This window comes from Streptomyces sp. CB01201 (assembly GCF_002803085.1).
In the GTDB taxonomy this organism is placed as follows: Bacteria; Actinomycetota; Actinomycetes; order Streptomycetales; family Streptomycetaceae; genus Streptomyces; species Streptomyces hundungensis.
Genome location: NZ_NNBJ01000030.1, coordinates 65,697 through 90,669, shown reverse-complemented (window position 1 = coordinate 90,669; position 24,973 = coordinate 65,697). Strand labels below are relative to the sequence as shown.

General features: G+C 69.9%; 31 protein-coding genes and 4 tRNA genes. 13 read left to right on the top strand and 22 right to left on the bottom strand.

Features of this window, described 5'->3' with window-relative positions; translation table 11 throughout:
- Window positions 1-10: 10 nt before the first annotated feature.
- From CG740_RS37535 to CG740_RS37515, 5 genes are read right to left on the bottom strand one after another with little or no spacing between them, the layout of a single operon-like run.
- Window positions 11-268: an acyl carrier protein gene (locus CG740_RS37535; RefSeq protein WP_100579803.1), complete on the bottom strand. Its 258-nt coding sequence runs from the start codon at window positions 266-268 to the stop codon at window positions 11-13.
- Window positions 265-1,848, bottom strand: a complete 1,584-nt coding sequence (locus CG740_RS37530) for an AMP-binding protein (protein WP_100579802.1) — start codon at window positions 1,846-1,848, stop codon at window positions 265-267. Before CG740_RS37530 ends, CG740_RS37535 begins: the two co-directional genes overlap by 4 nt.
- Window positions 1,845-2,711 (bottom strand): MaoC family dehydratase, encoded by an 867-nt coding sequence (locus CG740_RS37525; protein WP_100579801.1) that lies wholly within the window; start codon window positions 2,709-2,711, stop codon window positions 1,845-1,847. Before CG740_RS37525 ends, CG740_RS37530 begins: the two co-directional genes overlap by 4 nt.
- Window positions 2,708-3,961: a beta-ketoacyl-[acyl-carrier-protein] synthase family protein gene (locus CG740_RS37520; RefSeq protein ID WP_100579800.1), complete on the bottom strand. Its 1,254-nt coding sequence runs from the start codon at window positions 3,959-3,961 to the stop codon at window positions 2,708-2,710. The genes CG740_RS37525 and CG740_RS37520 overlap by 4 nt, the downstream gene beginning before the upstream one ends.
- A 50-nt stretch (window positions 3,962-4,011) precedes the next feature.
- Complete coding sequence (locus CG740_RS37515; RefSeq protein ID WP_100579799.1) at window positions 4,012-5,220, bottom strand: aminotransferase class I/II-fold pyridoxal phosphate-dependent enzyme; 1,209 nt, start codon at window positions 5,218-5,220, stop codon at window positions 4,012-4,014.
- A gap of 450 nt (window positions 5,221-5,670) precedes the next feature.
- On the opposite strand from CG740_RS37515, the gene CG740_RS37510 reads away from it, so the two are divergent.
- Together CG740_RS37510 and CG740_RS37505 are read left to right on the top strand one after the other, a co-directional pair.
- Window positions 5,671-6,336 carry an AfsR/SARP family transcriptional regulator gene (locus tag CG740_RS37510; protein ID WP_234376724.1) on the top strand — a complete coding sequence of 222 codons (666 nt, stop codon included), beginning with the start codon at window positions 5,671-5,673 and terminating at the stop codon, window positions 6,334-6,336.
- 588 nt (window positions 6,337-6,924) lie between these two features.
- Complete coding sequence (locus CG740_RS37505; protein ID WP_100579797.1) at window positions 6,925-7,518, top strand: anthrone oxygenase family protein; 594 nt, start codon at window positions 6,925-6,927, stop codon at window positions 7,516-7,518.
- 28 nt (window positions 7,519-7,546) lie between these two features.
- Here the strand turns inward: CG740_RS37505 and CG740_RS37500 are convergent, their stop codons facing one another.
- Window positions 7,547-8,044, bottom strand: coding sequence for an anthrone oxygenase family protein (locus CG740_RS37500; protein ID WP_100579796.1), 498 nt, complete (start codon window positions 8,042-8,044; stop codon window positions 7,547-7,549).
- Between the two features lie 196 nt (window positions 8,045-8,240).
- Here CG740_RS37500 and CG740_RS37495 point away from each other — a divergent pair, with 196 nt between their 5' ends.
- From CG740_RS37495 to CG740_RS37485, 3 genes are all read left to right on the top strand, one after another.
- Window positions 8,241-9,059 (top strand): NAD(P)H-binding protein, encoded by an 819-nt coding sequence (locus tag CG740_RS37495; RefSeq protein ID WP_100579843.1) that lies wholly within the window; start codon window positions 8,241-8,243, stop codon window positions 9,057-9,059.
- Between the two features lies 1 nt (window position 9,060).
- Window positions 9,061-9,555 (top strand): anthrone oxygenase family protein, encoded by a 495-nt coding sequence (locus tag CG740_RS37490; protein ID WP_234376723.1) that lies wholly within the window; start codon window positions 9,061-9,063, stop codon window positions 9,553-9,555.
- A gap of 119 nt (window positions 9,556-9,674) precedes the next feature.
- Window positions 9,675-10,676, top strand: coding sequence for an AraC family transcriptional regulator (locus tag CG740_RS37485; protein WP_100579795.1), 1,002 nt, complete (start codon window positions 9,675-9,677; stop codon window positions 10,674-10,676).
- Between the two features lie 333 nt (window positions 10,677-11,009).
- On the opposite strand, the gene CG740_RS37480 is transcribed toward CG740_RS37485, so the two are convergent.
- The 3 genes from CG740_RS37480 to CG740_RS37470 form a co-directional block, all read right to left on the bottom strand.
- Window positions 11,010-11,083, bottom strand: a tRNA-Phe gene (locus CG740_RS37480).
- A 26-nt stretch (window positions 11,084-11,109) separates the two neighbouring features.
- Window positions 11,110-11,184 (bottom strand) — tRNA-Asp (locus tag CG740_RS37475).
- A gap of 38 nt (window positions 11,185-11,222) precedes the next feature.
- Window positions 11,223-11,295, bottom strand: a tRNA-Glu gene (locus CG740_RS37470).
- A gap of 286 nt (window positions 11,296-11,581) precedes the next feature.
- On the opposite strand from CG740_RS37470, the gene CG740_RS37465 reads away from it, so the two are divergent.
- From CG740_RS37465 to CG740_RS37440, 6 genes are all read left to right on the top strand, one after another.
- Window positions 11,582-11,932, top strand: coding sequence for a metallopeptidase family protein (locus tag CG740_RS37465; RefSeq protein WP_199846692.1), 351 nt, complete (start codon window positions 11,582-11,584; stop codon window positions 11,930-11,932).
- Between the two features lie 276 nt (window positions 11,933-12,208).
- Window positions 12,209-12,754 (top strand): hypothetical protein, encoded by a 546-nt coding sequence (locus tag CG740_RS37460; RefSeq protein WP_100579794.1) that lies wholly within the window; start codon window positions 12,209-12,211, stop codon window positions 12,752-12,754.
- A gap of 198 nt (window positions 12,755-12,952) precedes the next feature.
- Window positions 12,953-15,217, top strand: a complete 2,265-nt coding sequence (locus CG740_RS37455) for a DEAD/DEAH box helicase (protein ID WP_100579793.1) — start codon at window positions 12,953-12,955, stop codon at window positions 15,215-15,217.
- Between the two features lie 277 nt (window positions 15,218-15,494).
- A complete protein-coding gene (locus tag CG740_RS37450) occupies window positions 15,495-15,920 on the top strand; it encodes an HIT family protein (protein ID WP_100579792.1) in 426 nt (141 codons plus the stop codon).
- 114 nt (window positions 15,921-16,034) lie between these two features.
- On the top strand, window positions 16,035-17,579 hold the full coding sequence (locus tag CG740_RS37445; RefSeq protein WP_100579791.1) for an amino acid permease: 1,545 nt from the start codon (window positions 16,035-16,037) through the stop codon (window positions 17,577-17,579).
- Window positions 17,580-17,753: 174 nt separating this feature from the next.
- Window positions 17,754-17,826: transfer RNA gene (locus CG740_RS37440), tRNA-Lys, on the top strand.
- Window positions 17,827-18,086: 260 nt separating this feature from the next.
- Here CG740_RS37440 and CG740_RS37435 read toward each other — a convergent pair.
- The 5 genes from CG740_RS37435 to CG740_RS37425 are packed head-to-tail and all read right to left on the bottom strand — an operon-like array spanning window position 18,087 to window position 19,344.
- Complete coding sequence (locus CG740_RS37435; protein ID WP_100579790.1) at window positions 18,087-18,287, bottom strand: hypothetical protein; 201 nt, start codon at window positions 18,285-18,287, stop codon at window positions 18,087-18,089.
- Window positions 18,284-18,415 carry a hypothetical protein gene (locus CG740_RS41685; RefSeq protein WP_267895446.1) on the bottom strand — a complete coding sequence of 44 codons (132 nt, stop codon included), beginning with the start codon at window positions 18,413-18,415 and terminating at the stop codon, window positions 18,284-18,286. The genes CG740_RS37435 and CG740_RS41685 overlap by 4 nt, the downstream gene beginning before the upstream one ends.
- Window positions 18,416-18,423: 8 nt before the next feature.
- Window positions 18,424-18,618: a hypothetical protein gene (locus CG740_RS37430; protein WP_100579789.1), complete on the bottom strand. Its 195-nt coding sequence runs from the start codon at window positions 18,616-18,618 to the stop codon at window positions 18,424-18,426.
- Window positions 18,619-18,661: 43 nt separating this feature from the next.
- Entirely contained in the window at window positions 18,662-18,841 is a 180-nt protein-coding gene (locus CG740_RS40095; RefSeq protein WP_159030539.1) for a hypothetical protein, read from the bottom strand.
- Window positions 18,838-19,344 carry a hypothetical protein gene (locus tag CG740_RS37425; protein WP_159030538.1) on the bottom strand — a complete coding sequence of 169 codons (507 nt, stop codon included), beginning with the start codon at window positions 19,342-19,344 and terminating at the stop codon, window positions 18,838-18,840. Before CG740_RS37425 ends, CG740_RS40095 begins: the two co-directional genes overlap by 4 nt.
- Before the next feature lie 126 nt (window positions 19,345-19,470).
- Here CG740_RS37425 and CG740_RS37420 point away from each other — a divergent pair, with 126 nt between their 5' ends.
- Both CG740_RS37420 and cyaB read left to right on the top strand, forming a co-directional pair.
- Entirely contained in the window at window positions 19,471-20,322 is an 852-nt protein-coding gene (locus CG740_RS37420; RefSeq protein WP_234376722.1) for an XRE family transcriptional regulator, read from the top strand.
- 15 nt (window positions 20,323-20,337) lie between these two features.
- Window positions 20,338-20,892 (top strand): class IV adenylate cyclase, encoded by a 555-nt coding sequence (cyaB, locus tag CG740_RS37415; protein WP_100579786.1) that lies wholly within the window; start codon window positions 20,338-20,340, stop codon window positions 20,890-20,892.
- 73 nt (window positions 20,893-20,965) lie between these two features.
- Here cyaB and CG740_RS41370 read toward each other — a convergent pair whose 3' ends face one another.
- From CG740_RS41370 to CG740_RS37375, 8 genes are all read right to left on the bottom strand, one after another.
- Entirely contained in the window at window positions 20,966-21,328 is a 363-nt protein-coding gene (locus CG740_RS41370) for a hypothetical protein (RefSeq protein WP_234376721.1), read from the bottom strand.
- A gap of 52 nt (window positions 21,329-21,380) precedes the next feature.
- Window positions 21,381-21,653 (bottom strand): hypothetical protein, encoded by a 273-nt coding sequence (locus tag CG740_RS37405; RefSeq protein WP_100577137.1) that lies wholly within the window; start codon window positions 21,651-21,653, stop codon window positions 21,381-21,383.
- A 3-nt stretch (window positions 21,654-21,656) separates the two neighbouring features.
- Window positions 21,657-22,076 carry a hypothetical protein gene (locus CG740_RS37400; protein ID WP_100579785.1) on the bottom strand — a complete coding sequence of 140 codons (420 nt, stop codon included), beginning with the start codon at window positions 22,074-22,076 and terminating at the stop codon, window positions 21,657-21,659.
- Window positions 22,076-22,402, bottom strand: a complete 327-nt coding sequence (locus tag CG740_RS37395; protein ID WP_100579784.1) for a hypothetical protein — start codon at window positions 22,400-22,402, stop codon at window positions 22,076-22,078. The genes CG740_RS37400 and CG740_RS37395 overlap by 1 nt, the downstream gene beginning before the upstream one ends.
- A 16-nt stretch (window positions 22,403-22,418) precedes the next feature.
- Entirely contained in the window at window positions 22,419-23,282 is an 864-nt protein-coding gene (locus tag CG740_RS37390) for a glycoside hydrolase family 25 protein (RefSeq protein ID WP_100579783.1), read from the bottom strand.
- Window position 23,283: 1 nt separating this feature from the next.
- Complete coding sequence (locus CG740_RS37385) at window positions 23,284-24,096, bottom strand: C1 family peptidase (protein ID WP_100579782.1); 813 nt, start codon at window positions 24,094-24,096, stop codon at window positions 23,284-23,286.
- Window positions 24,097-24,157: 61 nt separating this feature from the next.
- Entirely contained in the window at window positions 24,158-24,412 is a 255-nt protein-coding gene (locus CG740_RS37380; RefSeq protein ID WP_100579781.1) for a hypothetical protein, read from the bottom strand.
- A 14-nt stretch (window positions 24,413-24,426) separates the two neighbouring features.
- Entirely contained in the window at window positions 24,427-24,966 is a 540-nt protein-coding gene (locus tag CG740_RS37375) for a hypothetical protein (RefSeq protein ID WP_159030537.1), read from the bottom strand.
- Window positions 24,967-24,973 lie beyond the last annotated feature (7 nt).

The window sequence follows — 24,973 nt, the reverse complement described above, 5'->3', positions numbered from 1 at the left end:
GCGGGTGGTGCTACGCGTCCGCTGTGCGGCGGGATTCGGTGATGAAGGCTTCGATCGCCGCGACACTGCGGAAGTTGTCGGGGTTCAGGTCGGTGTCGCCGATGGCGATCTCGAAGCGGTCCTCGACCCAGGCGATCAGCTTGAGAACCCCCAGGCTGTCGATGACCCCGTCGTTGAGCAGGTCGTGATCGGCCGAGAGCTCGTCGGCCGCGGTGCCCGGGAGGAACTCGGTGACGACGAAGTTCTTGATGGTGTCGATGTTGCTCATGACGCGGTTCCTTCGGTGAGAGGTGCGGCGACGGGCGTGGTGGTGGAGCTCAGCTGAGCGAGGGGGGCGACCGCGTTGCGGTCGACCTTTCCGTTGGCGCTCTTCGGCAACGGCGCGTCGGTGAGGGTGAGCCGATGGGGCACCGCGGCTCTCGGCAGGCGCTGGGCGCAGTGTTTGCGCAGTTCCAGCCCGGTCAGGGCGGAACCGGGGGCGCGCTGGACGCAGGCGACGAGTGCCTTGCCGGCGATCGGGTCGGGCAGGGCGGCGACGCCCGCCTCCAGTACGCCGGGGTGTGCAAGCAGGACCCTCTCGATCTCGGCGGTGTTGACGGCGACTCCCCGTACCTTGACCTGGAAGTCGGTACGACCGGTCAGATGGAGGTTGCCGGCGGCGTCGCGCCGTACGAGGTCGCCGGTGCGGAACCATCGGCGGTCGTCGAGGTCGAGCGGGTGGGAGGTGAACTTGCCCGCGTGCCGGGCGCGGTCGAGATAACCGAGAGCCTGGAAAGGCGTGGAGACGAAGAGTTCCCCGCTTCCTGTCCCTTCGACGACGGTGTTGGTGTCGGGGTCGAGAACGAGGGCCCGTACGCCGGGCAGCGGCCGGCCGATGGGTACGGCCCCCAGGGAGGCGGCCCGCGTGTCGACCTCGTGGATGAAGCTGTCGTTGGTCTCGGTGCAGCCGTAGATGTTGTGGAACCGGGCCTCGGGAAACAGGACGGGCAGGGCGGCGAGGGTCCGGTCGGGGATGGCGTCGCCCGTGAACATCACGTGCTCGACGCTGAGGAAGTGGTCACCGCTCCTGTCCGCCGCCTCCCTCAGGAGCCCGAAGGCCATCGGGACGGCCTGGACGACCTGGACGCGGTGGCGAAGGATCAGCTCACTCAGATGGTGGCCGTGGGCGGCCAGCGCCGGGTCGACGAGCACCACGCTCGCGCCGCGGGCGAGGCTGGTCCAGACGTCGAGCAGGCACAGGTCGAAGTTGAGGGGGGCGTAATTGAGGACGGTACGGCCAGGGCCGATCCCGAAGGCCGGGCCGGCCCACTGAGTGAACCGGTCCACGGCGTCCGTGCTCAGCGGGACGATCTTCGGCAGGCTGGTGGAGCCGGAGGTGGTGAGCATGAAGGCCACGTCGGCGGCCTCCTCCGCCGGGAGCGGCTTGGCTGCGACCGCCGCGTTGGGCCCGACCCTGGCAGGCTCCCCGCCGGGTGCGAGGACATGGGTGCAGCCGGCCTGCGCGAAGAGGTCGGCGAGCAGAGCGTCGGCGAGGGCAGGGGACGGGAGCATCACCGGTCGCCGGACCAGCAGGCAGGCGAGTACGAGTGCCACGGCGCCGGGTGACTTGTCGGCCAGGACGCCGACCGGCACCCCCGGAGCCAGATCCAGGCAGGCGAGCCGCCCGCTTTCCTGCCGGGCGAGTTCGTACAGCTCGCGGTAGCTGGTTTCCGCCGCGTCGAGGACGAGAGCCGTGGCGTCCGGCCGCGTCCTGACCTGGGTGAGGAAACCCGCGACGATGCCGAGCCCTGCGGGGTCGGCGGCCGAGCCCCTGGGTGTCTGCGCACTGCCGGGTGCGGGGCCGGTCATCGGGGGCCGCCTGCCGACGGGGCGGCGAACTCGATCCAGCCCGCCTTCACGGCCACGCCCTTCGGCGTCTCGCAGGTGAAGCGGACGGTGTGGGCCCCGGCGTCCGGCCGGAAGACGATCTCCAGCGATACGCCGGGAGGCACCGGGGCCGAGAAGCGGCAGCCGAGGCCGCGCACCCTGGAGGAGTCGCCGGCCGCGAAGCGGTCCAGGGCCTCCTCCACCGCGAGGGCGACGACGCTCATGCCGTGCGCGATGACGGTGTCGAACCCGGCTGAACGGGCAGCGTCCGCGTCGAGGTGAAGGGGGTTCGTATCGCCGGAGGCATGAGCGTACGCACCGATCCAGTCGGTGGTCAGCGTGTGCGCCGCCCTCTGCGGTTCGCCGCTGCCCACCGCGGCGGGCGCGGCGGGGGTGCCCGCGACGGTGCCATACGGCTCCAGCAGGGTCGCGCCCACCAGCAGGGTGGAGATGACCAGTTCCGCGAAGGGGCTCGGGCCGTCCTCGCCGACGAGCTCCACCCCCAGCTCGACCCGTGCACCCTGCGGCTGCTTGCGGACACCGAGCACGTCCAGCCGTACGGTCACCCGCTCGGAGGCCCGGACGGGCCGGACGGTGCGGATGCTCTGGCCGAGGTGCACCACGGACACCGGGCCCGGCTCGGCCGCGGTCAGCGCGGCGACGGTTTCCTCGGCCACCGTGTGGGCGAGGACGAAGGCGTGGACGGGGCAGGCCTGACCCGGCGCGGCATCCGGCAGCCCCAGCCGGGCGGTGCGGCGGAACCCGGTGATCCCGGGCTCGGTGACGGTGACCGTCCGGACCTGTGCGGGGATCGGAGGGGCCGAGGGGGCCGACAGGAGCGTCATGCCGGCGTCACCACGAGGGAGGAGTTGTGGCCGCCGAAACCGAATGAGTTCGTTATCGCGGGTCCCGAGCGCACGGCGCGGGGTGCGCCGTGGACGACGTCGATGTCCATTCCTGGCTCCAGCTGTTCATGGTTGGCGGTGGGTGGTACCTCGCTGCTGCGCATGGCCTGCACGGTGGCGATGAGTTCGACGGCCCCGGCGGCGCCGATGAGGTGGCCGATGACCGACTTGGGGGCCGTTACCGGCGGCTGGGAGGCACCGAAGACCTTGGCGAGCGCGGCAGCCTCGGAGCGGTCGTTGAGCGGGGTGGAGGTGCCGTGGGCGTTGACGTGCACGATGTCGCCGGGGACGAGACCGGCGTCGACGATGGCTCCGGTCATGGCAGCCGCGGCTCCCGCACCATCGGTCAGCGGCTTCGAGAGGTGGTGGGCGTCGGCGGTGGCCGCGTATCCGGCGACCAGCCCGTACGTCCTCGCACCACGCGCGCGGGCGTCCGCCAGCCGCTCCATGACGACGAAACCGGCGCCCTCGCCCATGACGAAGCCGTCACGGTCCTTGTCGAAGGGGCGCGAGGCGTGCTCCGGGTCGTCGTTACGCAGCGAAACGGCGTTGAGGTTGCCGAAACCGGCCAGGGTGACCGGAGTGAGGGTGTGCTCGCAGCCACCCGCGATGGCGAGATCGGTGCGGCCGGTCTGGAGCAGCATCAGGGCGTGGCCGACGGCGTCGGCGCCGCTGGCACAGGTGTTGGCGACGGTCAGGGCGGGACCGGTCCAGCCGAGCCGGATCGCGATCTGGGCGGCGGCCGCGTTGGGCATCGTCATCAGCGGCATCAGCGGGTTGACCATGGCGGGTCCGCCCGCGCTGAAGTGGGCGGACTCCAAGTCGCTGGTGGCGCGGCCGCCAACAGCGTTGCCGACGACGACGGCGGTGCGTCCGGCTTCGGCGGTGGGCGATCCCGCGTCGCGGTGCGCGGCGAGAGCCGCGGCCGTGCCGTAGTGGGCGAAGGGGTCCATGCGGCGTACGTCCTTGGCCGGCACGAGCCCGTCGAGTCCGCCCAGGCCACGGACCCGGCAGCCGATCCGTACCCGGTGGCGGCCAAGGTCGAAATGGGTGAGCTCGGCGGCGGTGGACCGTCCGGCCCGCAGCGTGTTCCACAGCTCGTCCGGGGTGCATCCGCCGGGGGTGACCACGCCCATGCCGGTGATGGCCACGGACGGCTGCGCCGAACTGCCCCTCGGCGATCGAGGCATGTCTGCTCCCTGAGGCGTAAGAGGCGGGTACGGGACGGTCGTGAGGGCGCTCAGATGATCCGGCACTGGCGGGCCGACGAGATGAAGGCCTCGGCGGCGAAGTCGATGTCGGCCGTGGTGTGGGCGGCGGTGATGGCGATGCGCAGCCGGGCCAGGTCGTTGGGGACGGCCGGGGTGACCACCGGGAGGCCGATGACGCCGTTCTTGCGGCTGACAGTGGCGAAGTCGTAGGCGGCGGTGTCGGACCCGGCGATCAGCGGGACGACAGCGGTCTCACTCTCCATGGTGCTCAGGCCGGACTCGTGGAGGAGGGAGCGGAAGCGGGCGGACTCGCGCTGGATGAACTCCACGCGGTTCGGCTCGCGTTGGAGAATCCGCAAGGACTCCAGGGCAGCGGCGGCCTGGGCCGGACCCAGGGCGGCGGAGAAGAGGAAGGGACGGGCCGCGTACTTGAGGTGGTGGATGAGTTCGGCGGAACCGGCGACCCAGCCGCCCATGGAGGGGACGGCCTTCGACAGGGTGCCGAGCTTGACATCGACCTTTGCCTCGTGACCGAAGTGCTCCTCGATGCCCTTGCCGGTGGCGCCGATGACGCCGAGCGCGTGGGCCTCGTCCACCATCAGCAGCGCGTTGTGGGTGTCGCAGACCTTGCGCAGGTCGAGGAGGGGGGCGATGTCGCCGTCCATCGAGTAGACGCTGTCGACGATGACCAGGCGGACGCCGGTGTCGGGGGCGGTGTTGAGGCGGCGCTCCAGATGGGCGACGTCGTTGTGGCGGAAGCGGACGACGGTGGCGCCGGAGAGCTTGCATCCGTCGACGATGCTGGCATGGTCGTACTTGTCGATGAAGACGGTGTCGCCGGGACCGACCAGCGCGCCGACGGTGCCGACGTTCGCCGCATAGCCGGAGCCGAAGACGAGGGCCTGCTCACGGCCGGCGAACTGGGCGACCTCGGCCTCCAGTTCCTCGTGCAGCGGCGTGGAGCCGGCCAGCGCGCGGACCCCGTGGTTGCCGGTGCCGTAGCGGTCGACGGCGGCCTTGGCCGCCGCGACGACGCGCTCGTCCCCGGCCAGACCCAGGTAGCTGTATCCGGACATCATCAGCAGGCGCCGACCGTCCTGGTCCGCGTACGCCGAATCGCGCTCGACGGTGTAGGCGACGAAGCTGTTCTTCCGGGCAGGCTCGTACTCAAGAGACCGCACCCGGTCGCGGAAGTACGACAGCTTCGGTTCGAGGCGGTCCCAGGCGGATACGGTCACTACTTCTCCTCGTCGCGAGCATCCGGCGAATCCGGAACCCCATAAGTGACCCGGCGTTCTTTCGGGCGGGCCCTGGCGGAACTCATTAATGCCCGCGGGGCGCAATAGCGGCGCAAGACCGCTACGGAGGATGGGACACACAGCGTTGTCGTACTGTTATTTGCTATCCCGGTTGACATCCGCTGATAGCCCGTACATATCCTCTGGGCGCACAAGCTAAGAGAAGCTATGCACGAGCTTGGGGGAGCTGAAGTGATGATCAGGCTCATCAATCTAGTCACAATCGAGACAAACGGGGGTCCACCTCGGCGTCTTTCGAGTGCCCAGGCGCAGGTGGCTTTCGCTCGGATGCTTGTTGAGCGGAACGTCGGTACGGAACGGCACCAATTAGCGGAAACGGTGTGGCCTGAGGGGCTTCCGGACACCTGGGCGTCCGCATTGCGGAGCGTCGTGAGTCGTGTGCGCACCTTCGTCACGACTTCGCACGATCAGCCCGGGGTCACTCCGCTGGTGGCGCAGGGGGGCCGTTACATTCTGCGGCTGCCGCAGGACGTGGTCGTGGACGTGGAGTGCGCGGAAGCCGCGGTGACCGAAGCTGCCGATGCTTTCGCAAACGGCTCCTTTGTGGTGGCCCAGCAGCTCGCGGCCGGCGCGGTGACCAGCCTGCGTGGTTCGTTCCTTCCCTCGCGCGAGGGCGAGTGGGTCAACACGATGCGCGAGCAACTCGAAGAAGTCCGCCTCAAGGCCCTGGAGATCGCGAGCCTGTCCTCGTCCAGTCTCGGTATCGAGCACCATGCGTTGCGATACGCGGAGGAGGCGGTCCGCCGCGCACCGTTCCGGGAGAGCGCTTACCGCTGCCGGATGACGGCTCACACCCGGGCGGGCAACCGTGCCGAGGCGATCAGGAGCTACCAGCAGCTGCGCGAGGTGCTGGCGGAGGAGCTGGGCATCAGCCCGGCGCCCGAGACGGAGGCGGCGTACCTGGGGCTGCTGCGCGCCCAGGAGCCGTGGCGGGCCCCGGGCCGCTTCACCGCGCTTGAGCCGGTCCTGACGGCGGTCACCGAAGGCGCCCACGGCGCGTCCGCCCACCGCGTACCGTCCATTCCCGACGCCTGATCCATCCGCTCGACGGCTGCCGCCGCTCACCTGCGGCGGCACCCGTCGCACGCCCGGCTGCCCCGGCGCCCGCCGCTGTGCCTCGGACACTCCCGCGACACCGGACCGGATGGCGGGGGTGCTGCGCCTCGGCTTGGCACCGCAGCTCGGGATTCTGAACCGTTACGAATGCGAATGTAATCATCTCGCGCTGCCCCCGTACGCATCCGGTCCGGCTCCGGGTGCCGGGAGTGCGGCCATGCCGCGACGGGCCCGGCCGGGGTGGGCCGCACGCGCACGGTCCGCCTCTTCCCCGGCGGGGTGGTGAAGCTGAACGGCACCTTCAGAACGCAACAAAGGGACATACATCCACGATTGCCACCTTCTGGATCATTAGGTGATGGGAATGATGGGCAACTTCAGAATCCGCTAAGGTCGGATCGACGGAAAAGGGGATCGACATTCCCTTTAAGCGACCGCTTTATTAAATGGCGTGCCTGGTTCCGCTTGGTGCCTCCGGTGAACGGCCCGATACGTGGAATGATGCCATCGGATGCGTGCATGAAGAGCGACAGGTGATTTTCCCACCATCTGAGATGAGGACGTGCCATGAACTACAATCCTGCCGGTAGCTACCAGCAGTATCCCGGTGGCGGCCCCGGTCCGTACACAAGCCCGCCCGGGCCGGCGCCCGCCGCCGGGAGCAGCAAGGTGGCGACCGCCCTTCTCCTGATCTCGACGATCCTCATAGGGTTAATGGCCGGCCTCTTCTTCGCGTTCGACATTTCCGTGATGCCGGGTCTGGCGGCGGGTGACGAGCGTACGTACGTCACCGCGATGCAGTCCTTCAACAAGGCGATCGACGGCAACGGGCTCTTCGGCATGGTGTTCGTGCTCGCGCTGCTGACGTCCGCGGCCTCGGCGGTCGTCGAGTTCCGCAAGGGCCGCCGCGCCGTGGCGATCTGGGTGGGGGCGGCATCCGTGGCCTACCTCATCGTCCTGATGATCACCTTCTCCGTGGACATCCCGCTGAACAACGAGCTGGCCGACGCGGGCAACGCGGCGAAGATGACGGACTTCTCGATCGTCGACAAGTTCAAGGGCACCTGGGCCACCACCAACATCATGCGCACCCTGCTGTGCACGGCTGCCCTGACGGCCCTCTCCCGCGCCCTCGTCCTCTACGGACGTGCCACCCGCTGACCTCGCCGCGCCGACCGGCGGCCGGCGCTCAGCGCATCCTGCCGTGCAGGAACAAGGCCCAGGCCAGAAAACCGGTTGAGGCCGTGCACAGCACGGTGCGCCAGACGTTGGCGCGCACCCAGGGGCCCTCGAAGGCGCGGCGAACGGCGGCCGGTTCGCGGCCGGCTGCGGCCGGGCCGGCGTTCGCAAGGGCGTTGTTCAGGGGGATGTTCACCTTGTTCGTGATGCCCATGGAAACGATGCAGCAGACCAGGGCCGCGATCAGTGCAGGCAGCACGGCGCGGCCGTCGGACGGGACGTGCAGGGCCAGCGCCAGGGCGGTGCAGACGAACGCGCCGAGGTAGCCGAGAATGAACCACCCATTGAGGATGGCCACGTTGACGCGCTGCATGACTTCGATGACCGTACGGTCGTCGGCGCCTTTGAGGCCTGGCATCACGGCGATGGCGAAACCGTAGAACAGGCCGCTGACCAGGCCCATCGTGACGGTGGCCGCTATGAGCGAGGCCAAGCGCGCGGTCTCCATCGTGTCCCCCTGCTCGTACGCCCCGGAGTTCCCGGGCGCGGGAGCTTCAGGACAGCGGTCGTGAAATCGTCAAGTCGCGGAGATCCTATGGGCGTTGGCGGATTCTTCCGCCCGTTTCCTGATCCTTGGACGCACGCGTATGAACCTGAGATTCGTGGATATGGTGCGTCTCGCGGGACTGGACTTGACTGCACTCATGACTCAGAACACGCGGATCACCCTCGTTATCGGCGGTCACGGCAAGACCGGCCGACGTGTCGCCCAGAAGCTCTCAGCCCAGGGCCGTCAGGTCCGGATCGGTTCCCGGACGGGCGAGCCCGCCTTCGACTGGAACGAGCCCGCCACGTGGGGGCCGGCGCTGGACGGCGTCGACCGGGTGTACGTGACCTACCACCCCGACCTCGCCTTCCCGGGGGCCGCGGAGCAGGTCGGCGCGTTCTCCAAGATGGCGGTGGCGAGCGGCGTGCGTCGCCTGGTGCTGCTGTCGGGGCGCGGTGAGGAAGCCGCACAGGTCAGCGAGAACAACCTGAAGGCCTCCGGCGCCGACTGGACCATCGTGCGTTCCAGCTGGTTCAACCAGAACTTCTCCGAGAGCTTCTTCCTGGATCCCGTACTGGCCGGCGAGCTCGCCCTGCCGACCGGCGACGCGGTGGAGGCCTTCGTCGATGCCGACGACATAGCCGACGTCGTGGTGGCCGCGCTGACCGACGACCAGCACATCGGGAAGACCTACGAGCTGTCCGGACCCCGCCTGCTCAGCTACAGCGATGTGGCCGCCGAGATCTCGAAGGCCACCGGGCGCGAGATCACGTACACCACGGTCACGAGTGAGGAGTACCGCGCGGTGCTGCGCGACAACGACCTCCCGGAGGAGTTCGCCGATCTGTTCACCACGATCCTGGACGGACGCAACGCGCATCTGGTGCACGGTGTGGAGGAGGCCCTGGGCCGCAAGCCCAAGGACTTCGCGGACTTCGCCCGCGACGCGGCGGCCGCCGGGGTCTGGGACGTCTGACGTGACCGCCACGGCGAAGGAGTCCGTATCCCTGGTGGCGGCGACGGTGGGCACCGGCTTGATGGCCGGCCTCTACTTCGCGTTCGACGTCTCGGTCATGCCGGGTCTGGGGCGTGGCGACGACCAGACCTACGTGACGGCCATGCGCAACATCAACGAGGCGATCGACAACGGCCTGTTCGGCCTGCTCTTCCTGGGCACCTTCCTGGCGACCGGGCTGGCAGCCTCGCAACAGCAGCGTGGCGGCCGCCCGAACGCGGCGCGTTGGGGCTGGCTCGCCTTCGCGCTGTACGGCTTGTCGATGGCCGTGACCGCGATGGTGAACATCCCTCTCAACAACCAGCTCGCACTGGCCGGGCCAGACGCCGCGGCGGCCCGCTCCCGCTTCGGCAACCGCTGGACCTCCGGCAACCTCGTTCGCACGGTGGCCTGTACGGCGGCCCTGACCGCGCTGGGCCGCGTACTGACGCTGCACGGCCGGGCGGCAGCGGCCTAGCCCCGCCGCACCACCTGGTCCACCCCTCCCGGAACGGCGCCCGCTCTCCCGAAACCCCCCGACGGAGAGCGGGCGCTTCCTCGGGCTGTTTTGGAAGGATGTATGGGAAGGATGTATGGATGGACTCGCTGACCGGCCTCCTCGAAGCCCCGAAGGCCCGGGGTGCCTTCCTCCTCAAGTCCGTCTTGAACCCACCCTGGTCACTGCGCATCGAAGACCGGGCCCCGCTGTCCGTCGTGACGATGGTGCACGGTGAGGCGTGGCTGATACCTGACCACGGCACCCCGATCCTGACCCGCCCGGGCGACATGGCCGTCATGCGGGGCCCCGAGCCGTACACCCTCGCGGACGCCCCGGACACGCCGGTCCAGGTCATCGTCGGCCCTCAGCAGCGGTGCAGCACGCTCGAGGGCGAGGACGTCACCGAGCGGATGGCGCTCGGCGTCCGTACCTGGGGCGACGGCTTCCAGGACGTCGACTCGGCGGTGATGCTGAGCGGCACCTACCAGACGCCGAGTGAGATCGGCCGCCGGCTGCTGACCACGCTGCCGGCCATCCTGGTCCGCCCGGCGGAGACCGCCGACGGAACCCTGGTGCCCCTGTTGGCCTCGGAGATCTCCAGGGACGAACCGGGCCAGGAGATCGTCCTGGACCGGCTGCTGGACCTGCTGCTGGTCGGCGCTCTGCGCACCTGGCTCGCGGAACCCGACAGCGGGTCCCCGTCCTGGTACCGCGCCCAGAGCGATCCGGTGGTCGGCCTGGCCCTGCGGCTGCTCCACGAGAACCCCGCCCACGGCTGGACCGTCGGGGAACTCGCGCTCAAGGCCGGCGTCTCGCGGGCCTCCATGGCCCGTCGCTTCACCGACATCGTGGGCGAGCCGCCGATGGCCTACCTGACCGGCTGGCGTCTGGCCCTCGCCGCGGACCTCCTGCGCGAGCGCGACGCCACGATCGCGACGGTGGCCCGCCGGGTGGGCTACAGCTCGGCCTTCGCCCTCTCGACGGCCTTCAAACGCGTCCGCGGCATGAGCCCCCAGGAATTCCGCACGGGCACCGCCCACGTCACTCCGGCCCAGTCCCCGCAGCCGCCACGCACGGTCGTCCTGTCCACGCCCACGTAGATCCTGCCTGCGAACGGGCCGCCCGGGTCCGCAACCGGACCGGGCGCGGCAGCCACGGCGGATGCCCCCGGCCGCGTCCCATCAGCGCCGTCCGCGATCTCATCGGTGAATGCGGGGGAATACGGGGGATCCCTCGGAGCCGTGCGGGCCGTACGCGCGCAACCGTGCGTCCCGCGGGCCCTCACGGTCTCGGCCGGCGTCCGGGGCAGGTACGCGGCAACGGGACGGAGACGGGCATCGAAGCGGTGTTGAGCCACCGCGACGACGGCCTGTGCGCCGGACGCCATGAAAAACGTCCCAGACGGCATGCCGTCCGGGACGTTTTCAGTGGTGTGGCTGGGGCCGGGGTCGAACCGGCGACCTATCGCTTTTCAGGCGATCGCTCGTACCAACTGAGCTACCCAGCCACGCGCTTCACCGAAGTGAACCGCAGCGGTCCTGACGGGATTTGAACCCGCGGCCTCCACCTTGACAGGGTGGCGAGCACTCCAAACTGCTCCACAGGACCAAGCTTGCGCGAGACCAAGTCTCGCACAGGATTGTGCGTGCCCCCAACGGGATTCGAACCCGTGCTACCGCCTTGAAAGGGCGGCGTCCTGGGCCACTAGACGATGAGGGCTAATTGGCCCGCCTGGGCGCTTCGCAGCGCGTCGGGGACGTGAGAAGCATATGGGATGCAGGGAGGTATCGCCAAAACGGTTTCCGGGGAGGTCACGCGGGGGTGCGCCGAGGCCGCCGCGCCCCGGCCGCCGAGGGGCCGCCCGGCACGGGTCCGGCGGCGCTCGGCGACACTCGGCGGCACTTGGCGGGGTGCGGCGGGGTGCGGCGGGGCCGGACGGCCGCGCGGACGCGTCCGAACACGCCCGAACGCGCCCGTACGCCGATACGTGACCGACAATGGCCGGGTGCTGGAGATGACGCGCGAGGAGTTCGAGGAACTGGTCGGCGAGGCGCTGGACCGGATCCCGCCCGAGCTGACACGGCTGATGGACAACGTCGCGGTGTTCGTCGAGGACGAACCCGCCCCCGACGATCCCGAGCTGCTCGGCCTCTACGAGGGAACCCCGCTCACCGACCGGGGCGAGTGGTACGCCGGGGTGCTCCCGGACCGGATCACCATCTACCGGGGTCCCACGCTGCGGATGTGCGAGACGCGCGAGGAAGTCGTCGCCGAGACGGAGGTGACGGTGGTTCACGAGATCGCCCATCACTTCGGCATCGACGACGAGCGCCTCCACGCCCTCGGCTACGGCTGATCCCGCCGCCGAATTGGCCCGGGTGCCGCTGCTCCCGTTCCGCGACCGCTGCTTCCGTCCCGCGCCCGCCGCTTCGGTCCCGCGCCCGGTGATCCCCTTCCGCGCCCGGCGCGAGGGCCACGCCGTCTCGGAGGGATGCCGGACGGATGCCGGACGGCTGTCGGACGAATGTCGGACGGATGTCGGGCGCAAGCCGGGTGCGGCCCGGGCGTGTCCCCGGTGGGGGGCCGGGAGTTGGAACGTGTGACCCCACTCCCGTGTCCCGGAGGTGCCCCCGTGCGCCAGTTGACCACCCCTGTCCGCCTGGCCGAGCTGGCCGTGACCGTCCTGGTGCTCACGGCGTCGGCGGGCTGCATGAGCGTGAGCGACAACGAGGGGAAGCCGAAGCCGTCGGTGTCCGCCGGGCGGCACGGCGAGGCCGCCAAATCCGACGACGAGGGCAAGGGCGGCTCCGGCGAGGGCCGGGAACGTACCGGCAAGCACGACCCGAAGGCGCCGGGCGGCTCGTCCGGGGTGCCGAGCGCGAGCGGGACGCCTGGGGCGTCCGGCGCGGCCGTGCCCTCGGCGGGCGCGCACCCGAAGCCCGGCGTCCCGGCCCCGGCCAAGCCGTCGCCGGGAGCCCCCTCGCGGCCGGCTCCGTCGGCCAGCCACTCGGTGCCGGCCCCGCCGCCGGTCTCGTCCCCGCCCCCGCCGCCCGTCTCGCCTCCGCCGGCCTCCCCGTCGACGACTCCGGGGGCCGACACGCACAACAGCGCGCTGCGCACGAACCAGGCTCCGCTCCAGTCGGAGCCCAGTGCATCACCGCAGGTCGGACCGGTTTAGGGGGACTCGGTTTGCCTTAGGGGGGTGGGGGTGCGTATGGTAGTAGATCGTTTGATCCCATTGCCCGGCGCCGACACAGAAGAGCGCCGTGTGGCGCGTACTCTCCCTAGCCGTGGCTGACCGCATTGAGGCGGTCGAATTGCGAATTCACGGAGTTGACGGGCGCGTGCCGAGACTCCGGAAGGTTTCGCATTTCGCATGTCCATTTCCAGCACTGATCACTCCGTCCTGCCCGAGAACGAGAACAACGACTCCATCGAGGCCCGTGAGAACGACGTCGTCGAGGCCGTAGCGGCCTCCGACGTCATCGAGGTCGTCGAGATCGTCGAATCCGACTCCGAGGCGGACGAGAACACCGAGCCGGCCGTCACCTTCGCGGACCTCGGTCTGCCCGAGGGCGTCGTGCGCAAGCTCGCCCAGAACGGGGTGACCACCCCCTTCCCGATCCAGGCCGCGACCATCCCGGACGCCCTGGCCGGCAAGGACATCCTCGGCCGTGGCCGTACCGGCTCCGGCAAGACCCTCTCCTTCGGTCTGCCCACCCTGGCCGCGCTGGCCGGCGGGCACACCGAGAAGAAGAAGCCCCGCGCGATCATCCTCACGCCGACGCGTGAGCTCGCGATGCAGGTCGCGGACGCCCTCCAGCCGTACGGCGACGTGCTCGGCCTGAAGATGAAGGTCGTCTGCGGCGGCACCTCGATGAGCAACCAGATCTACGCCCTGGAGCGCGGCGTCGACGTCCTCGTCGCCACCCCGGGCCGGCTGCGCGACCTCATCAACCGCGGCGCCTGCTCGCTCGCCAACGTCCAGGTCGCCGTCCTCGACGAGGCCGACCAGATGTCCGACCTGGGCTTCCTGCCCGAGGTCACCGAGCTGCTCGACCAGATCCCCGGCGGCGGCCAGCGGATGCTCTTCTCCGCCACGATGGAGAACGAGATCTCCACCCTGGTCAAGCGCTACCTGACGAACCCCGTCACGCACGAGGTCGACAGCGCGCAGGGCAACGTCTCGACGATGACCCACCACGTCCTGGTCGTGAAGCCCAAGGACAAGGCGCCGGTCACCGCCGCCATCGCAGCCCGCAAGGGCCGCACGATCATCTTCGTCCGCACCCAGCTGGGCGCGGACCGCATCGCCGAGCAGCTCTGCGAGTCGGGCGTGAAGGCCGACGCGCTGCACGGCGGCATGACCCAGGGCGCCCGTACCCGCGTCCTTGAGGACTTCAAGAAGGGCTACGTCAACGCCCTGGTCGCCACCGACGTCGCCGCCCGCGGCATCCACGTCGACGGCATCGACCTGGTCCTCAACGTGGACCCGGCCGGCGACCACAAGGACTACCTGCACCGCTCGGGCCGTACCGCCCGCGCCGGCAAGTCCGGTGTCGTCGTCTCGCTCTCGCTGCCGCACCAGCGCCGCCAGATCTTCCGGCTGATGGAGGACGCGGGCGTCGACGCCTCGCGCCACATCATCCAGAGCGCCGGCGCGTTCGACCCGGAGGTCGCCGAGATCACCGGCGCCCGTTCGCTGACCGAGGTCCAGGCCGACTCCGCGAACAACTCGGCCAAGCAGGCCGAGCGCGAGGTCGCCGACCTCACCAAGCAGCTGGAGCGCCTGACCCGTCGGGCCGGTGAGCTCCGCGAGGAGGCCGACCGCCTGGTGGCCCGCGCCGCCCGTGAGCGCGGCGAGGACCCGGAGGCCGCGGTCGCCGAGGTCGCCGCCGAGGCCGAGGCCGAGGTCGCGGCTGCCGCCGCCGCTGCCGTGCCGGTGCAGGAATCCCGCGAGGACCGCGGCAACTTCCAGCGCCGTGACGACCGGGGCAACTTCGAGCGCCGCGACAACCGCGGTGGCGACCGTGGCGGCTTCAACCGCGACCGTCGTGACGACCGTCCCTCGGGCGGCTTCAACCGCGGTGGCGGCGACCGTCCGTTCAACCGCGACCGTCGTGACGAGCGTCCCTCCGGTGGTTTCCGTCGTGACGACCGTCCCTCGGGCGGCTTCAACCGTGACCGTCGTGACGAGCGCCCCTCGGGTGGCTTCAACCGTGACGACCGCGGTGGCGACCGTGGCGGCTTCCGCCGCGACGACCGTCCGTCCGGTGGCTTCCGTCGCGACGACCGTCCCTCGGGCGGCTTCAACCGCGATGACCGCGGTGGCGACCGTGGCGGCTTCCGCCGCGACGACCGTCCGTCCGGTGGCTTCAACCGCGACGACCGCGGTGGCGACCGTGGCGGCTTCAACCGCGACCGTCGTGACGAGCGCCCCTCGGGCGGCTTCAACCGCGGTGGCAGCGACCGTCCGTTCAACCGCGACCGTCGTGACGACCGTCCCTCCGGCGGCGGCTTCCGCTCCGGCGGCCACGACCGTCCGTACGGCCGTCGTGACGAGCACCGCGGCACCGGCACCAACACCGGTTCCTTCGGCGGCCGCCGCGACGACAAGCCCCGCTGGAAGCGCAACGGCTGATCGTGCTGAACCCCGCCTGAGGCGCAACGGCTGATCCCGCTGCCCGACGGCTCATCAGGGCCCGTACCCCACCTGCCCGGTGGCGTACGGGCCCTTGTGCGTGGGCCGAGCCGCCCCCCCTGGCGGGCGCGCCCCCTCGAACTCCACGGCCGCGAACCCGTGAACCCGTGAACCCGTGAACTCCGCGGCCGTGAACCCGTGAACCCCGAACCCTCCGGACCTACCGCCCCCCCGGGGGACCGGCGCTCGTGACCCCCCATCTGGCAGGGTCGGTCGCATGGATTGCACTTTCGGCGGGCTCATCCGTGAGGGCACGGCGAGTTGGGTGCATCGTGGCCCGGTGGCCTGTGCTTTTGCTCCACTGAACCCGCTGGCGCCGGGGCACACTCTGGTGGTTCCGACGTCGCACTATGCGGATGTGTTCGAGACCCCGCCCGAGGTGCTCGCCGGGACGACGGCGCTGGTGCAGCGCGTGGCCGAGGCTGCGCGGACCGCCTTGAACGCCTCGGGCGTGAACATCCTCAGCGCCAGCGGCCCCGGATCGGAGCAGTCGGTGCCCCATCTGCACTTCCACGTTGTTCCGAGGTGGCTGGACGACGGAATCTCGACCTGGCCCACCGGACGTTCCGCGCACCGCGTCACCGGCGATCCGAGAGCGCGGCTCGCCGGCGCCCTGGCTTCTGGCCGGCACCACGGAAGTTGAGCCGGAGCCCGAACCCGTAACCAAAGCTGCCGAGCCCTCCGGACCGCTGGATATCGGCCATCTCGGCCCCGCGCCGACGCATGCCCTACCCGCGGGTTGGGAATCGCTGGGGGCATGACAAACGACGCCAGCCCCAACTCCCCTGAGAGACCAGGCACTCCAGGGCAGACACCAGGCACCACCGGCGCGACGACCGACGAGGAACTCCTGGCCCAGCTCGGCTACAAGCAGGTCCTCGCCCGGCGCATGTCGGCGTTCTCCAACTACGCCGTCTCGTTCACGATCATCTCCGTGCTCTCCGGCTGCCTGACGATGTACGCGTACGGCATGAAGACCGGCGGACCCGCCCTCATCACCTGGGGCTGGGTGGCGGTGGGCCTGATGACGCTGATCGTCGGCCTCGCGATGGCCGAGATCTGCTCCGCCTACCCGACCTCGGCGGGCCTCTACTTCTGGGCCCACCGCCTCGCGCCGCCCCGGCAGGCCGCCGCCTGGGCCTGGTTCACGGGCTGGTTCAACGTCCTCGGCCAGATCGCGGTGACGGCGGGCGTCGACTTCGGCGCGGCGTCCTTCCTCGGGGCTTACCTGAACCTCCAGTTCGGCTTCGGGGTCACCCCGGCCCGCACCATCCTGCTCTTCGCCGCGATCCTGCTCCTGCACGGCCTCCTGAACACCTTCGGCGTGCGGATCGTGGCGTTCCTCAACAGCGTGAGCGTGTGGTGGCACGTGCTCGGCGTGCTGGCGATCGTGGCGGCCCTGGCGCTCGTCCCCGACCACCACCGCTCGACCTCGTTCGTCTTCACCGACTTCGTGAACGAGACCGGCTTCACCAACAGCGTGTACGTGGTGCTGATCGGCCTGTTGATGGCGCAGTACACCTTCACCGGCTACGACGCCTCCGCCCACATGACGGAGGAGACCCACGACGCCTCGACGGCCGGCCCGCGCGGCATCGTCCGCTCCATCTGGACGTCCTGGATAGCGGGTTTCGTGCTCCTGCTCGGCTTCACGTACGCGATCGGCGCGTACGACACCCAGCTGAACTCGGACACGGGCGCGCCCCCCGCCCAGATCCTCCTGGACTCGCTCGGCGCGACCGGCGGAAAACTGCTCCTCCTGGTGGTGATCGGCGCCCAGCTCTTCTGCGGGATGGCCTCGGTGACCGCCAACTCCCGCATGATCTACGCCTTTTCACGCGACGGCGCGCTGCCGTTCTCGCGCCTGTGGCACACGGTGAGCCCGCGCACCCGCACCCCGGTCGCGGCGGTCTGGCTGGCCGCGGGCGCGGCGCTGGTCCTCGGCCTCCCTTACCTGATCAACGTGACGGCCTACGCGGCCGTGACCTCGATCGCGGTCATCGGCCTCTACATCGCGTACGTCATCCCCACCCTGCTGCGCCTGTTCCGCGGCGACGGGTTCGCCCGGGGCCCCTGGCACCTGGGCCGCTGGTCGCGCCCGATCGGCATCGTGGCGGTGGCCTGGGTGGCGGTCATCACAGTCCTGTTCATGCTGCCGCAGGTCTCCCCGGTCACCTGGGAGACCTTCAACTACGCTCCGATCGCCGTCCTGGCGGTCCTGGGCTTCGCCACGGTGTGGTGGCTGGCCTCGGCCCGGCACTGGTTCCTGCGGCCGGAGGGGGCGGGGGCGCCGCGGGAGTGAGCCCGCCGCCTGACACCCGGGGCGGACCGAACCCGCCCCGAGCGGAGATTCGCCCCACTCTGTCCGCATCCGCCAGGACGCGGCGCCCCGACCCGCGACCCGCGACGGGCCCGACAACCGATACCCGATCGGCTGCCGGGCGCCGTCCGGCTATGCTCGGGGGTGACTCGCCAAGGGCCATTAGCTCAATTGGCAGAGCAGCGGACTTTTAATCCGTTGGTTGTCGGTTCGAGTCCGACATGGCCTACCGAGAAGCCCCAGCTCAGATAGATACCGAGCTGGGGCTTCGGTCGTTTTCGGGGGTCTGGAGATCGCCAGCTCGGCCGATGCTCGGCCGAAGTGATGTGGATCATGGTTCCGCGCACGCGAAGGCCCCGACCGGATCCGCACGCCCGGTCGGGGCCTTCTCGCACCGCTCCGGCTCGGTATCCCGGGGGCACAGCCGAAACGGGTCCAGCCCGCTCCCTGCCGGATCGGCGGCGGCAGGGAGCGGAGTTCGCGGGGCTGTTACGCCTTCCGCCCCTCCCAGGACAGAGTCAGGCCGTTGTCCATGTCCGTGATGGCCTTCATGAATCGGTACGGCCCGACGGTGCGTGCGCTCTCAGGGATGGTCGCGCCGTGTTCCTCGGCGACGCTGAGCGCCAGGTCGTACAACCGAGCCCACGCCATGTCGTCGGTGAGCTGCCCCTCGACGGGTGCCGGCGTCACCACTCGTTCCCGCAGTCCATGCAGTGCTGTTTGCCGTTCGTGTCCATGTAGTACGACTTGCTGCCGCAGGCGGGGCAGTCGCACAGTTCAGCGAGTTTCTTGATCAGCTTGCGGGCGTGCAGGAACATCGTTCCTCCTAGGCGTACTCATCGGGGTGCCCTCCGTGCTGGTCCTGGGGCCAGGCAACACGGCAATCCAGGCAGGTGAGCCGCCACTGCAACTCACCGGTCTCGGGGTGCGCCGCCTTCGTGAGAACCACCGCCGTGCCCTTGCACTTGATGCACTGGACCGGCGGGTTCTTCGGTGGGTTGACCCAAGGCGTGTCAGTCATGGCGTCAGTGTGGCAGGGAGGGCGCGTCGGCCAGGTCGGGGAGTCAACGGTCGGTCTCGTGGCAGGAGCAGGCGCACCGGAGTGTCTCTATGGCCACGGCACCAGGCGGCTGCCGTACTTCGAGCGGGCCGGGGCAGAGGAGGTGTCCGCCGCGCCAGAAGAGGTTGCGGGCCTCGCGGCACTCTGGGGTGACGTAGGCGCTGGGTGTCTGTGTCTGGCTCACGATTCGGTCATCCTGTTGAGCACGGCCGTGCCCGTCTCGACCAGGTCGAGCACGCGGTTCGGATCGCACAGGGCGCCCGGCCTCGTCATGGGGACGAACCAGTAGCTCGCGAGCTCGTCGGGCTGGTCGTCGCCTACCCGGGGCACGCCGAGGAAGCAGCCGAGGCCCAGGTACTCGGCGTGCGGGCCGAGGACGTGACCGGGCGGGGAGGCGGGGACCAGGGCGTAGAACCGGCGGCTGTGCGGGGCGTGGATGATGGGGCCGCCCAGGGCGCCCAGCACGGTGGATGCCGTCGTCATCGCGGGCGAGCTGACCGCCACCGCGTACACCAGCTGGTCCTCCAGCCGTACCGCGGCGAACCGCCGGCCGAGCGCGAGGCCGGCGACTGTGGTCTCGGCCCACTGGCGGTGGGCGTTGCCGGGAGTGTTGAGGCTCGCGGCAAGCCAGTCGGAGATTGCCGTGCTGTCCGCGCCCTTCAAGGGGTGGGATGCGGGTGTGCTCATGGATGCCTCCGCCGTCGGCTACGTCGGCACCAAGGATCTTGTGACGCACCGTGCTGGCTCGATACCCAAGCGGTAATCTCACGCTGAGATGGATTCCTATTCCGTTCACGGATAGAGGAGTTGGCCGTGCAGCCGATCACGCCGGGAATCGACCTGCCCCTGTGGGCATGGGAGACGGCTGAGGTCCGCCAGGCGCTGCGACGCCGCGACATGGGCGCGGTCTTCCGGTGCGTTCAGCAGTACTCCGGGGCCAGCCAGGCGAAGATCGGCGCAGCCGTCGACATGGCGCAGGGCCGCGTCAACGAGATCATCAACGGCCATCGGGAAGTGTCCCGCCTCGACGTGTACGAGCGGATCGCCGATGGCCTCGACATGCCCGACGATGCCCGCCACCTGCTCGGCCTCGCGGCCAGCAGAGAGAAACGGTCCGGCGGGGCCGCCTTCGATCTGGCCGCGTTTCCCGAAGTGGTACGCGTCTACGCGGCCCAGGCGTCCGCTCGCGAGGAGATCCAACAGCAGGCCCGCGCGGCGCGGGAACTCGATGTCCTAGCGGTCCGCGGCCTCGGTTTGATCGGCCTCAACGACTCTCTGCTCCGGGCCTGTCTACCGCGCGAGCAGGGCGGCCACGGTCTGCGGGTGCGCCTACTGCTGCTTGATCCTGAGTCCGACGCTCTCGCCCAACGAGCAGCCGAGATCGGTGAGTCGGTCGAATCCCTGGCGAGCGGTGTGCGTCTGGCCGAGGCACGGCTGCGCGAACTGGCCGGCACCTGCGACGTGCAGGTCTACCGGTACAGCATGCTCCCAACCTGGCGGGTGATCCGCACCGATTCGACGATGTTCGTCGGCGCTTTTGACGCGGGCTGGGAAGGGCACGAGTCGGCGTGCTACAAGGTGATGGAGACACCGCACGGACCGCTGTACCGCGGGTTCCGGCGCATGATGCAGGCGATCGTCGACGGGGCCGAACGCACGGTGTAGGAAAGGGGATCGCTGGTGATCGAGGCAGAGCTGAAGGCGCACGTCCATGCGCCCGAGTCGGTACTCAAGCGGCTCGACGAGCGAGCCACGGGCCGGGCCGAGGTATACCAGGACACCTACTATGACGACTCCGCCGGCCGCCTGGAGAGCGCCGACGAAGAGCTGCGCGTGCGAACCATCCACGGCACGGACGAAACCCGCACCCTGCTGACCTTCAAGGGCGCCAAGGTCGACAAGGCATCAGGCTCGAAGCCGGAACACGAGACGACCGTCAGTGACCCCGAGGCCGTGCATGCCGTACTCCGCGGACTCGGGTACGTGCCGCTCATCAAGTTCGAGAAGCGGTGCCGCAACTACGACTTCGAGGCCAACGGCCGCAAGATGCTTGCCACGCTGGTCCGCGTCCCGGAGATCGACGGCACGTTCATTGAGCTGGAAACCCTCGCCGAGGAGGGCGACGTCGATGCGGCCCTTGACGACGTCCGCTCCGTCCTGGGCGAACTCGGCATCGAGGAGGACGACTTGACCACCGAGCTCTACACCGATGCAGTCAAGGCCAGCCGAGGCTGACACGGCTCCTCCGCTACACGCAAAGACGCCCCCTGCCGGACCCGAAGGCCTGGCAGGGGGCGCACGTTGGGAGCTACAGCGAGGACTGGAACGCCGAGGCGGACGGCACGTTGTCGGCGGCTGTGGTGACGCGGTCGAGCGCGGCGGGGACGCGTCCGGCGTGCTGGGCTGCGGCGCGGTCGGCGAGCGGGATCCGGCGGGCCTGCGGGGCGGCGGCGGGCTGAGCGGCGGCCGAGATGAGCGTGGTGGTCATGTGGTCGCCTTCGAGGAGGTAGTCGATGCCCTCGATGGTGTGCCAAACGTCGAGTTCATCCGCGCTGAGGTTGTAGGCCGCTGCGCGGTCTCGAAGCTCGGAAAAATCCATGCGCACCTCTGCCAAGAGCTGGCGGCGCTGCTCTTCCAATTCTTCACGCGTCGTATGGATCATCGTTGTCATGGCGCGCCCCTCGGTTCGACGGTCTGCCAGCAGTGAAGCAGAACAAAACGCATTACCTCCGCCAGGGTGACAGGTCGAGTTCCTGCGGCGGTTCCGGCAGCGGCCCGGCCTGCGAGGTTGGCTCGACTCTCTGGGCCCACTTCATCAGGTCGAGCACGAAGCTTGTGAGGAGCTTCCGCTGGGTCCGCTCGTCTTTCAGTTCTTGATCGAGGCGTGCTGTGATCGCCGCGAAATCGTCTCGTCGGGCTGCCCGGCGGGTCTGTGACCAGGCGGCCATGCCCCCGAGCGCCCCGACACCGGCCGTGGCGATCACTTCCCAGTCCATCGGTCACCGCCGCTTTCTGAGGTGAGGTGGCAGAGGGTCCTCCATGCCGCTCACGCACGTAATGATGATCGCGAAGCTCACCCATCCGGCTGCTGAACCCGACGCCGGTCCGTATCCCTGGGCCGCCGAGATCGTGAAGGCTGCCGCCCACACGGCGGCTGGGACGGCGAGGGCCGCGAACCCGACGTGCTGCCCTCGGGCAGTTGCGAGTCCGATCAGCGCGGCGGCGAGCCCACAGACGACCCAGCCCCAGCCGAGCGTGGCCAGCGAGATGTGTCGCGTCAGGAAGTCCAGGCTCCTCGACGTGCCGTACCTGGGGTTACCGATGATCCCGAAGTAGCCGTATGAGGCCCAGCCGAGGCCGCCGACGACGAGGACGACGCGGCGGCGCGAGATAGGCCGCCGCGCCCCCGCGCCCCACATCAGACGCCCTGCGGCCCGGCCGGCTGCGGGGCCCTGCTGCCGGTGGAGGTGGCGACCTCGATGCCCGGCGCGATCCCGCTGGGCTTCCACACGGTGTGGTAGGCGACGCCGATCGCGACGGCGGCGGTCAGCACGCAGGTGATGGCGGCCTTCCCGGAGAACTCGCCGGTGAAGTAGGCGCTGCCGAGCCCGTCGGCGCCGGCCACGAGGAGCATGAACAGGGCGCGGATCGCACCGGACCACTTGGGCTGGTTGACGATGGCGATGACGGGCGGGAGGACGTAGCCGAGGGCCGCGGCCCACAGTTCGGCGTTGGTGAGAGGCATGGCAGATCCGTTTCTGCTAGTTGGCGAGGCGGGCGGCGATGTTCGCGGCGACCTTCGCGGCGATGGCGTCGGAGAGCGCCGGGTTCGAGGCGATCGAGGCTGCGAGCGCCTGCATCTGCGCGTCACTCGCGCCGGTCGTGGTGAGGGCATCGACCTTCTTGCTGAGCGCGGCGACGCCGGCTTGTGCTGCGGCTGCCGCGGCCGCGGCGTTGGCGAGGGTCTGGTGGACGTCCGGCTTGTCGCCGTGGGAGTACGACCAGACGTCGGCGGGGGTGGGCATGTCGTCCTCCGGTTGGGGTTGGGTTCCGAGCGCCCACGCGCGGAGGGCGGCGGCGTCGAGGTGGCAGTAGTCGCGGTCGAGGCCGCCGGCCTCGCTGTACTGGTGGAACAGCCAGTCCGCCTGAATGCCGGGATCACCGGCGGCGCGGCCGGCGGTGGCGATCCAGAGAAAGTCGCCGTAGTACGAGGTCTGGTCGACGTTGAGCCAGTAGTCCGTGTTGGCGTACATGCCGACGCGCAGGTGCGGCATGCGGCCCTTCACGTACCGCAGCCACGCGTCCTTGTACTCGGCCTGCCGCGCCCGTGAGACTGCCGAGTTGGCGGCGTCGTAGCCCTCCCAGTCGAGGACGATGAGGTCGCCGGGCTGCCAGTTGACCTGGGCGAGGAAGAAGTCGGCTTCGGCCTGCGGGTCGTTGGCCATGTGGGGGTACGCGTAGGCGCCCCACACCAGGCCGGCCGCTTTCGCGTGGTCGCGTTGCGCCACCCACTCGGGGTTGATGTACGACATGCCTTCGGTGACCTTGACGAATACGAAGTCGAGGCCGTTCGTGTCCGGGGCAGGCGACTGGTACGACGCCCAGTCCTGCCCGTAGACCCCCACGTCACAGGCCCTTGGCCGCGAGCCAGGTCCGGGCAGCGGTTGCGAGCGCCTGGTCGACGTCCACCGGAGTCGGGGTCGGTGTCGGCGTGGGCGCCGGGCTGGTCAGCGGCACGAACAGGGTCGCGTCGCCGTCCTCGTCGAGGAGCCGGCCGAGGTCGTCGAACGAGAACGAGAAGCAGCCGGCCGCGCCCCAGTCGGTGCCCCAGCTGTTGCGTGCGAGCACGGTGTTCGCGGTCGCGTCGATGCCGTACAGCAGGAACTCGTGGCCGCCGCGCACCGAGCCCGAGACGTGGACCAAGCCCGCCGAGTCCGGGGTGTCGAATCCTTCGTACCAGTTGACGCCCACGATCAGCGGCGTCGCGGTGAGCGCCTTCAGGGTCGCGTCGAGGCTGAGCGCGTGCTGGTAGCCGCTGATCAGCCCGGCCTTCTGGGCGGCTTTGGCGACGGCCAGGCCGGTGGAGCCGGTGTCGGTGGGCGGGTAGTTGCCGCGGATCGAGTCGAGGCGGGTGGCCGCGCTGTACAGGGCGACGGCCTGCTGCTCGTCGCGTACCGGGTCGCCCGTCGGCCGGGTGGCGGTCTTGGCGGGGATCGCGTCGTACAGCGGATCCGTGCCGGCCAGCGCCTCGGCGGCGTTGCCGGTGCAGCTTCCAAGGGCGGCCTGGTCCAGGACTCCGATGCGCACGGTGTGCGTGGCCGAGGTGTAGGTGCTCGGCAGGAGGTCTTCGGACAGGGCGTAGGCGAGGGAGCGGGGGTCGTGCTCGACGTGGCGGCCGAGCCTGCCGGCCCCGGGGTACTCGTCGATGAAGCGGATCACGATTGCCTCCAGGGCATGACGAACGCCCCGGCCACAGGGCTCGGGGCGCAGGGTGGCAGGGTCAGCTGAAGTTCGGTGGCGTTGCGTTGAGGTTCGTGCTGTAGACCCGGTTCTCAAGGTCTTGCTTGAGCACCGACATCGGGTTGACGACGCCGTGCGGCCAGGGCTGCGCGTTGAACGCGGCGACGATGCCGAGGGCGATCTCGTCGTTGACGCCGGCCGCGGTGGTCAGCGTGAAGCCGCCGTCGTTCTCGCCGGTCTCGGCGTTGATGGTGAAGCTGAACTGGTACTCGGTGGTCTCGTAGACGCTGCTCACGACGTTTCTCCTTGCTATCGGCTGATCCAGAGCACGCGCATGGACGCGGTGAAAATGCTGGCGCCTGCGCTGGTGACGAGGGAGCCGCCGGAGGCTTGCGCGGCCATGACCTCGATGTAGTCGGTGGTGCCGTTGCAGGTGACGAACGCGCTGGTCTGCATGCCGGATGTCACGGCGTTGGAGGGGTCGAAGGACGCACCTGAGCCGATGACGCCTCCGCCGTTAAGGCCGATCTGCAATCGACGGTCGCCCGTGACCGTGTTCGGCCAGCCCACCGACCCGATCACCAGGTACAGCCCGGCCACAGTCGGCGTGTACCTGGACGTGTTGGTGACGGTGCTGTGCCCGCCGTCCGCGTCCAGGGTTTCTGTGTCGAGGTTGAGGGCGACCATCGCGTTGCTGCCCGCGATGGACTGGGTGGTCGTCGCGTAGCCGAAGAACACCGGCGCCGCCAGGGCGAAGTTGTTCAGCGCGGTGACTTGGGCGTTCCAGAGGGCCCCGGTGATGAACTGGCCGGGGGCGACGGTGGCCGCGGCGGGCACGGTACGAGCCACGGGCTCC

Coding starts and splice junctions, on each gene's coding strand:
- CG740_RS37535 (WP_100579803.1), bottom strand. CDS start 268: ATGAGCAACATCGACACCATCAAGAACTTCGTCGTCACCGAGTTCCTC.
- CG740_RS37530 (WP_100579802.1), bottom strand. CDS start 1,848: ATGACCGGCCCCGCACCCGGCAGTGCGCAGACACCCAGGGGCTCGGCC.
- CG740_RS37525 (WP_100579801.1), bottom strand. CDS start 2,711: ATGACGCTCCTGTCGGCCCCCTCGGCCCCTCCGATCCCCGCACAGGTC.
- CG740_RS37520 (WP_100579800.1), bottom strand. CDS start 3,961: ATGCCTCGATCGCCGAGGGGCAGTTCGGCGCAGCCGTCCGTGGCCATC.
- CG740_RS37505 (WP_100579797.1), top strand. CDS start 6,925: ATGAACTACAATCCTGCCGGTAGCTACCAGCAGTATCCCGGTGGCGGC.
- CG740_RS37500 (WP_100579796.1), bottom strand. CDS start 8,044: ATGGAGACCGCGCGCTTGGCCTCGCTCATAGCGGCCACCGTCACGATG.
- CG740_RS37495 (WP_100579843.1), top strand. CDS start 8,241: ATGACTCAGAACACGCGGATCACCCTCGTTATCGGCGGTCACGGCAAG.
- CG740_RS37485 (WP_100579795.1), top strand. CDS start 9,675: ATGGACTCGCTGACCGGCCTCCTCGAAGCCCCGAAGGCCCGGGGTGCC.
- CG740_RS37455 (WP_100579793.1), top strand. CDS start 12,953: ATGTCCATTTCCAGCACTGATCACTCCGTCCTGCCCGAGAACGAGAAC.
- CG740_RS37450 (WP_100579792.1), top strand. CDS start 15,495: ATGGATTGCACTTTCGGCGGGCTCATCCGTGAGGGCACGGCGAGTTGG.
- CG740_RS37445 (WP_100579791.1), top strand. CDS start 16,035: ATGACAAACGACGCCAGCCCCAACTCCCCTGAGAGACCAGGCACTCCA.
- CG740_RS41685 (WP_267895446.1), bottom strand. CDS start 18,415: ATGTTCCTGCACGCCCGCAAGCTGATCAAGAAACTCGCTGAACTGTGC.
- CG740_RS37430 (WP_100579789.1), bottom strand. CDS start 18,618: ATGACTGACACGCCTTGGGTCAACCCACCGAAGAACCCGCCGGTCCAG.
- CG740_RS37425 (WP_159030538.1), bottom strand. CDS start 19,344: ATGAGCACACCCGCATCCCACCCCTTGAAGGGCGCGGACAGCACGGCA.
- CG740_RS41370 (WP_234376721.1), bottom strand. CDS start 21,328: ATGACAACGATGATCCATACGACGCGTGAAGAATTGGAAGAGCAGCGC.
- CG740_RS37405 (WP_100577137.1), bottom strand. CDS start 21,653: ATGGACTGGGAAGTGATCGCCACGGCCGGTGTCGGGGCGCTCGGGGGC.
- CG740_RS37400 (WP_100579785.1), bottom strand. CDS start 22,076: ATGTGGGGCGCGGGGGCGCGGCGGCCTATCTCGCGCCGCCGCGTCGTC.
- CG740_RS37395 (WP_100579784.1), bottom strand. CDS start 22,402: ATGCCTCTCACCAACGCCGAACTGTGGGCCGCGGCCCTCGGCTACGTC.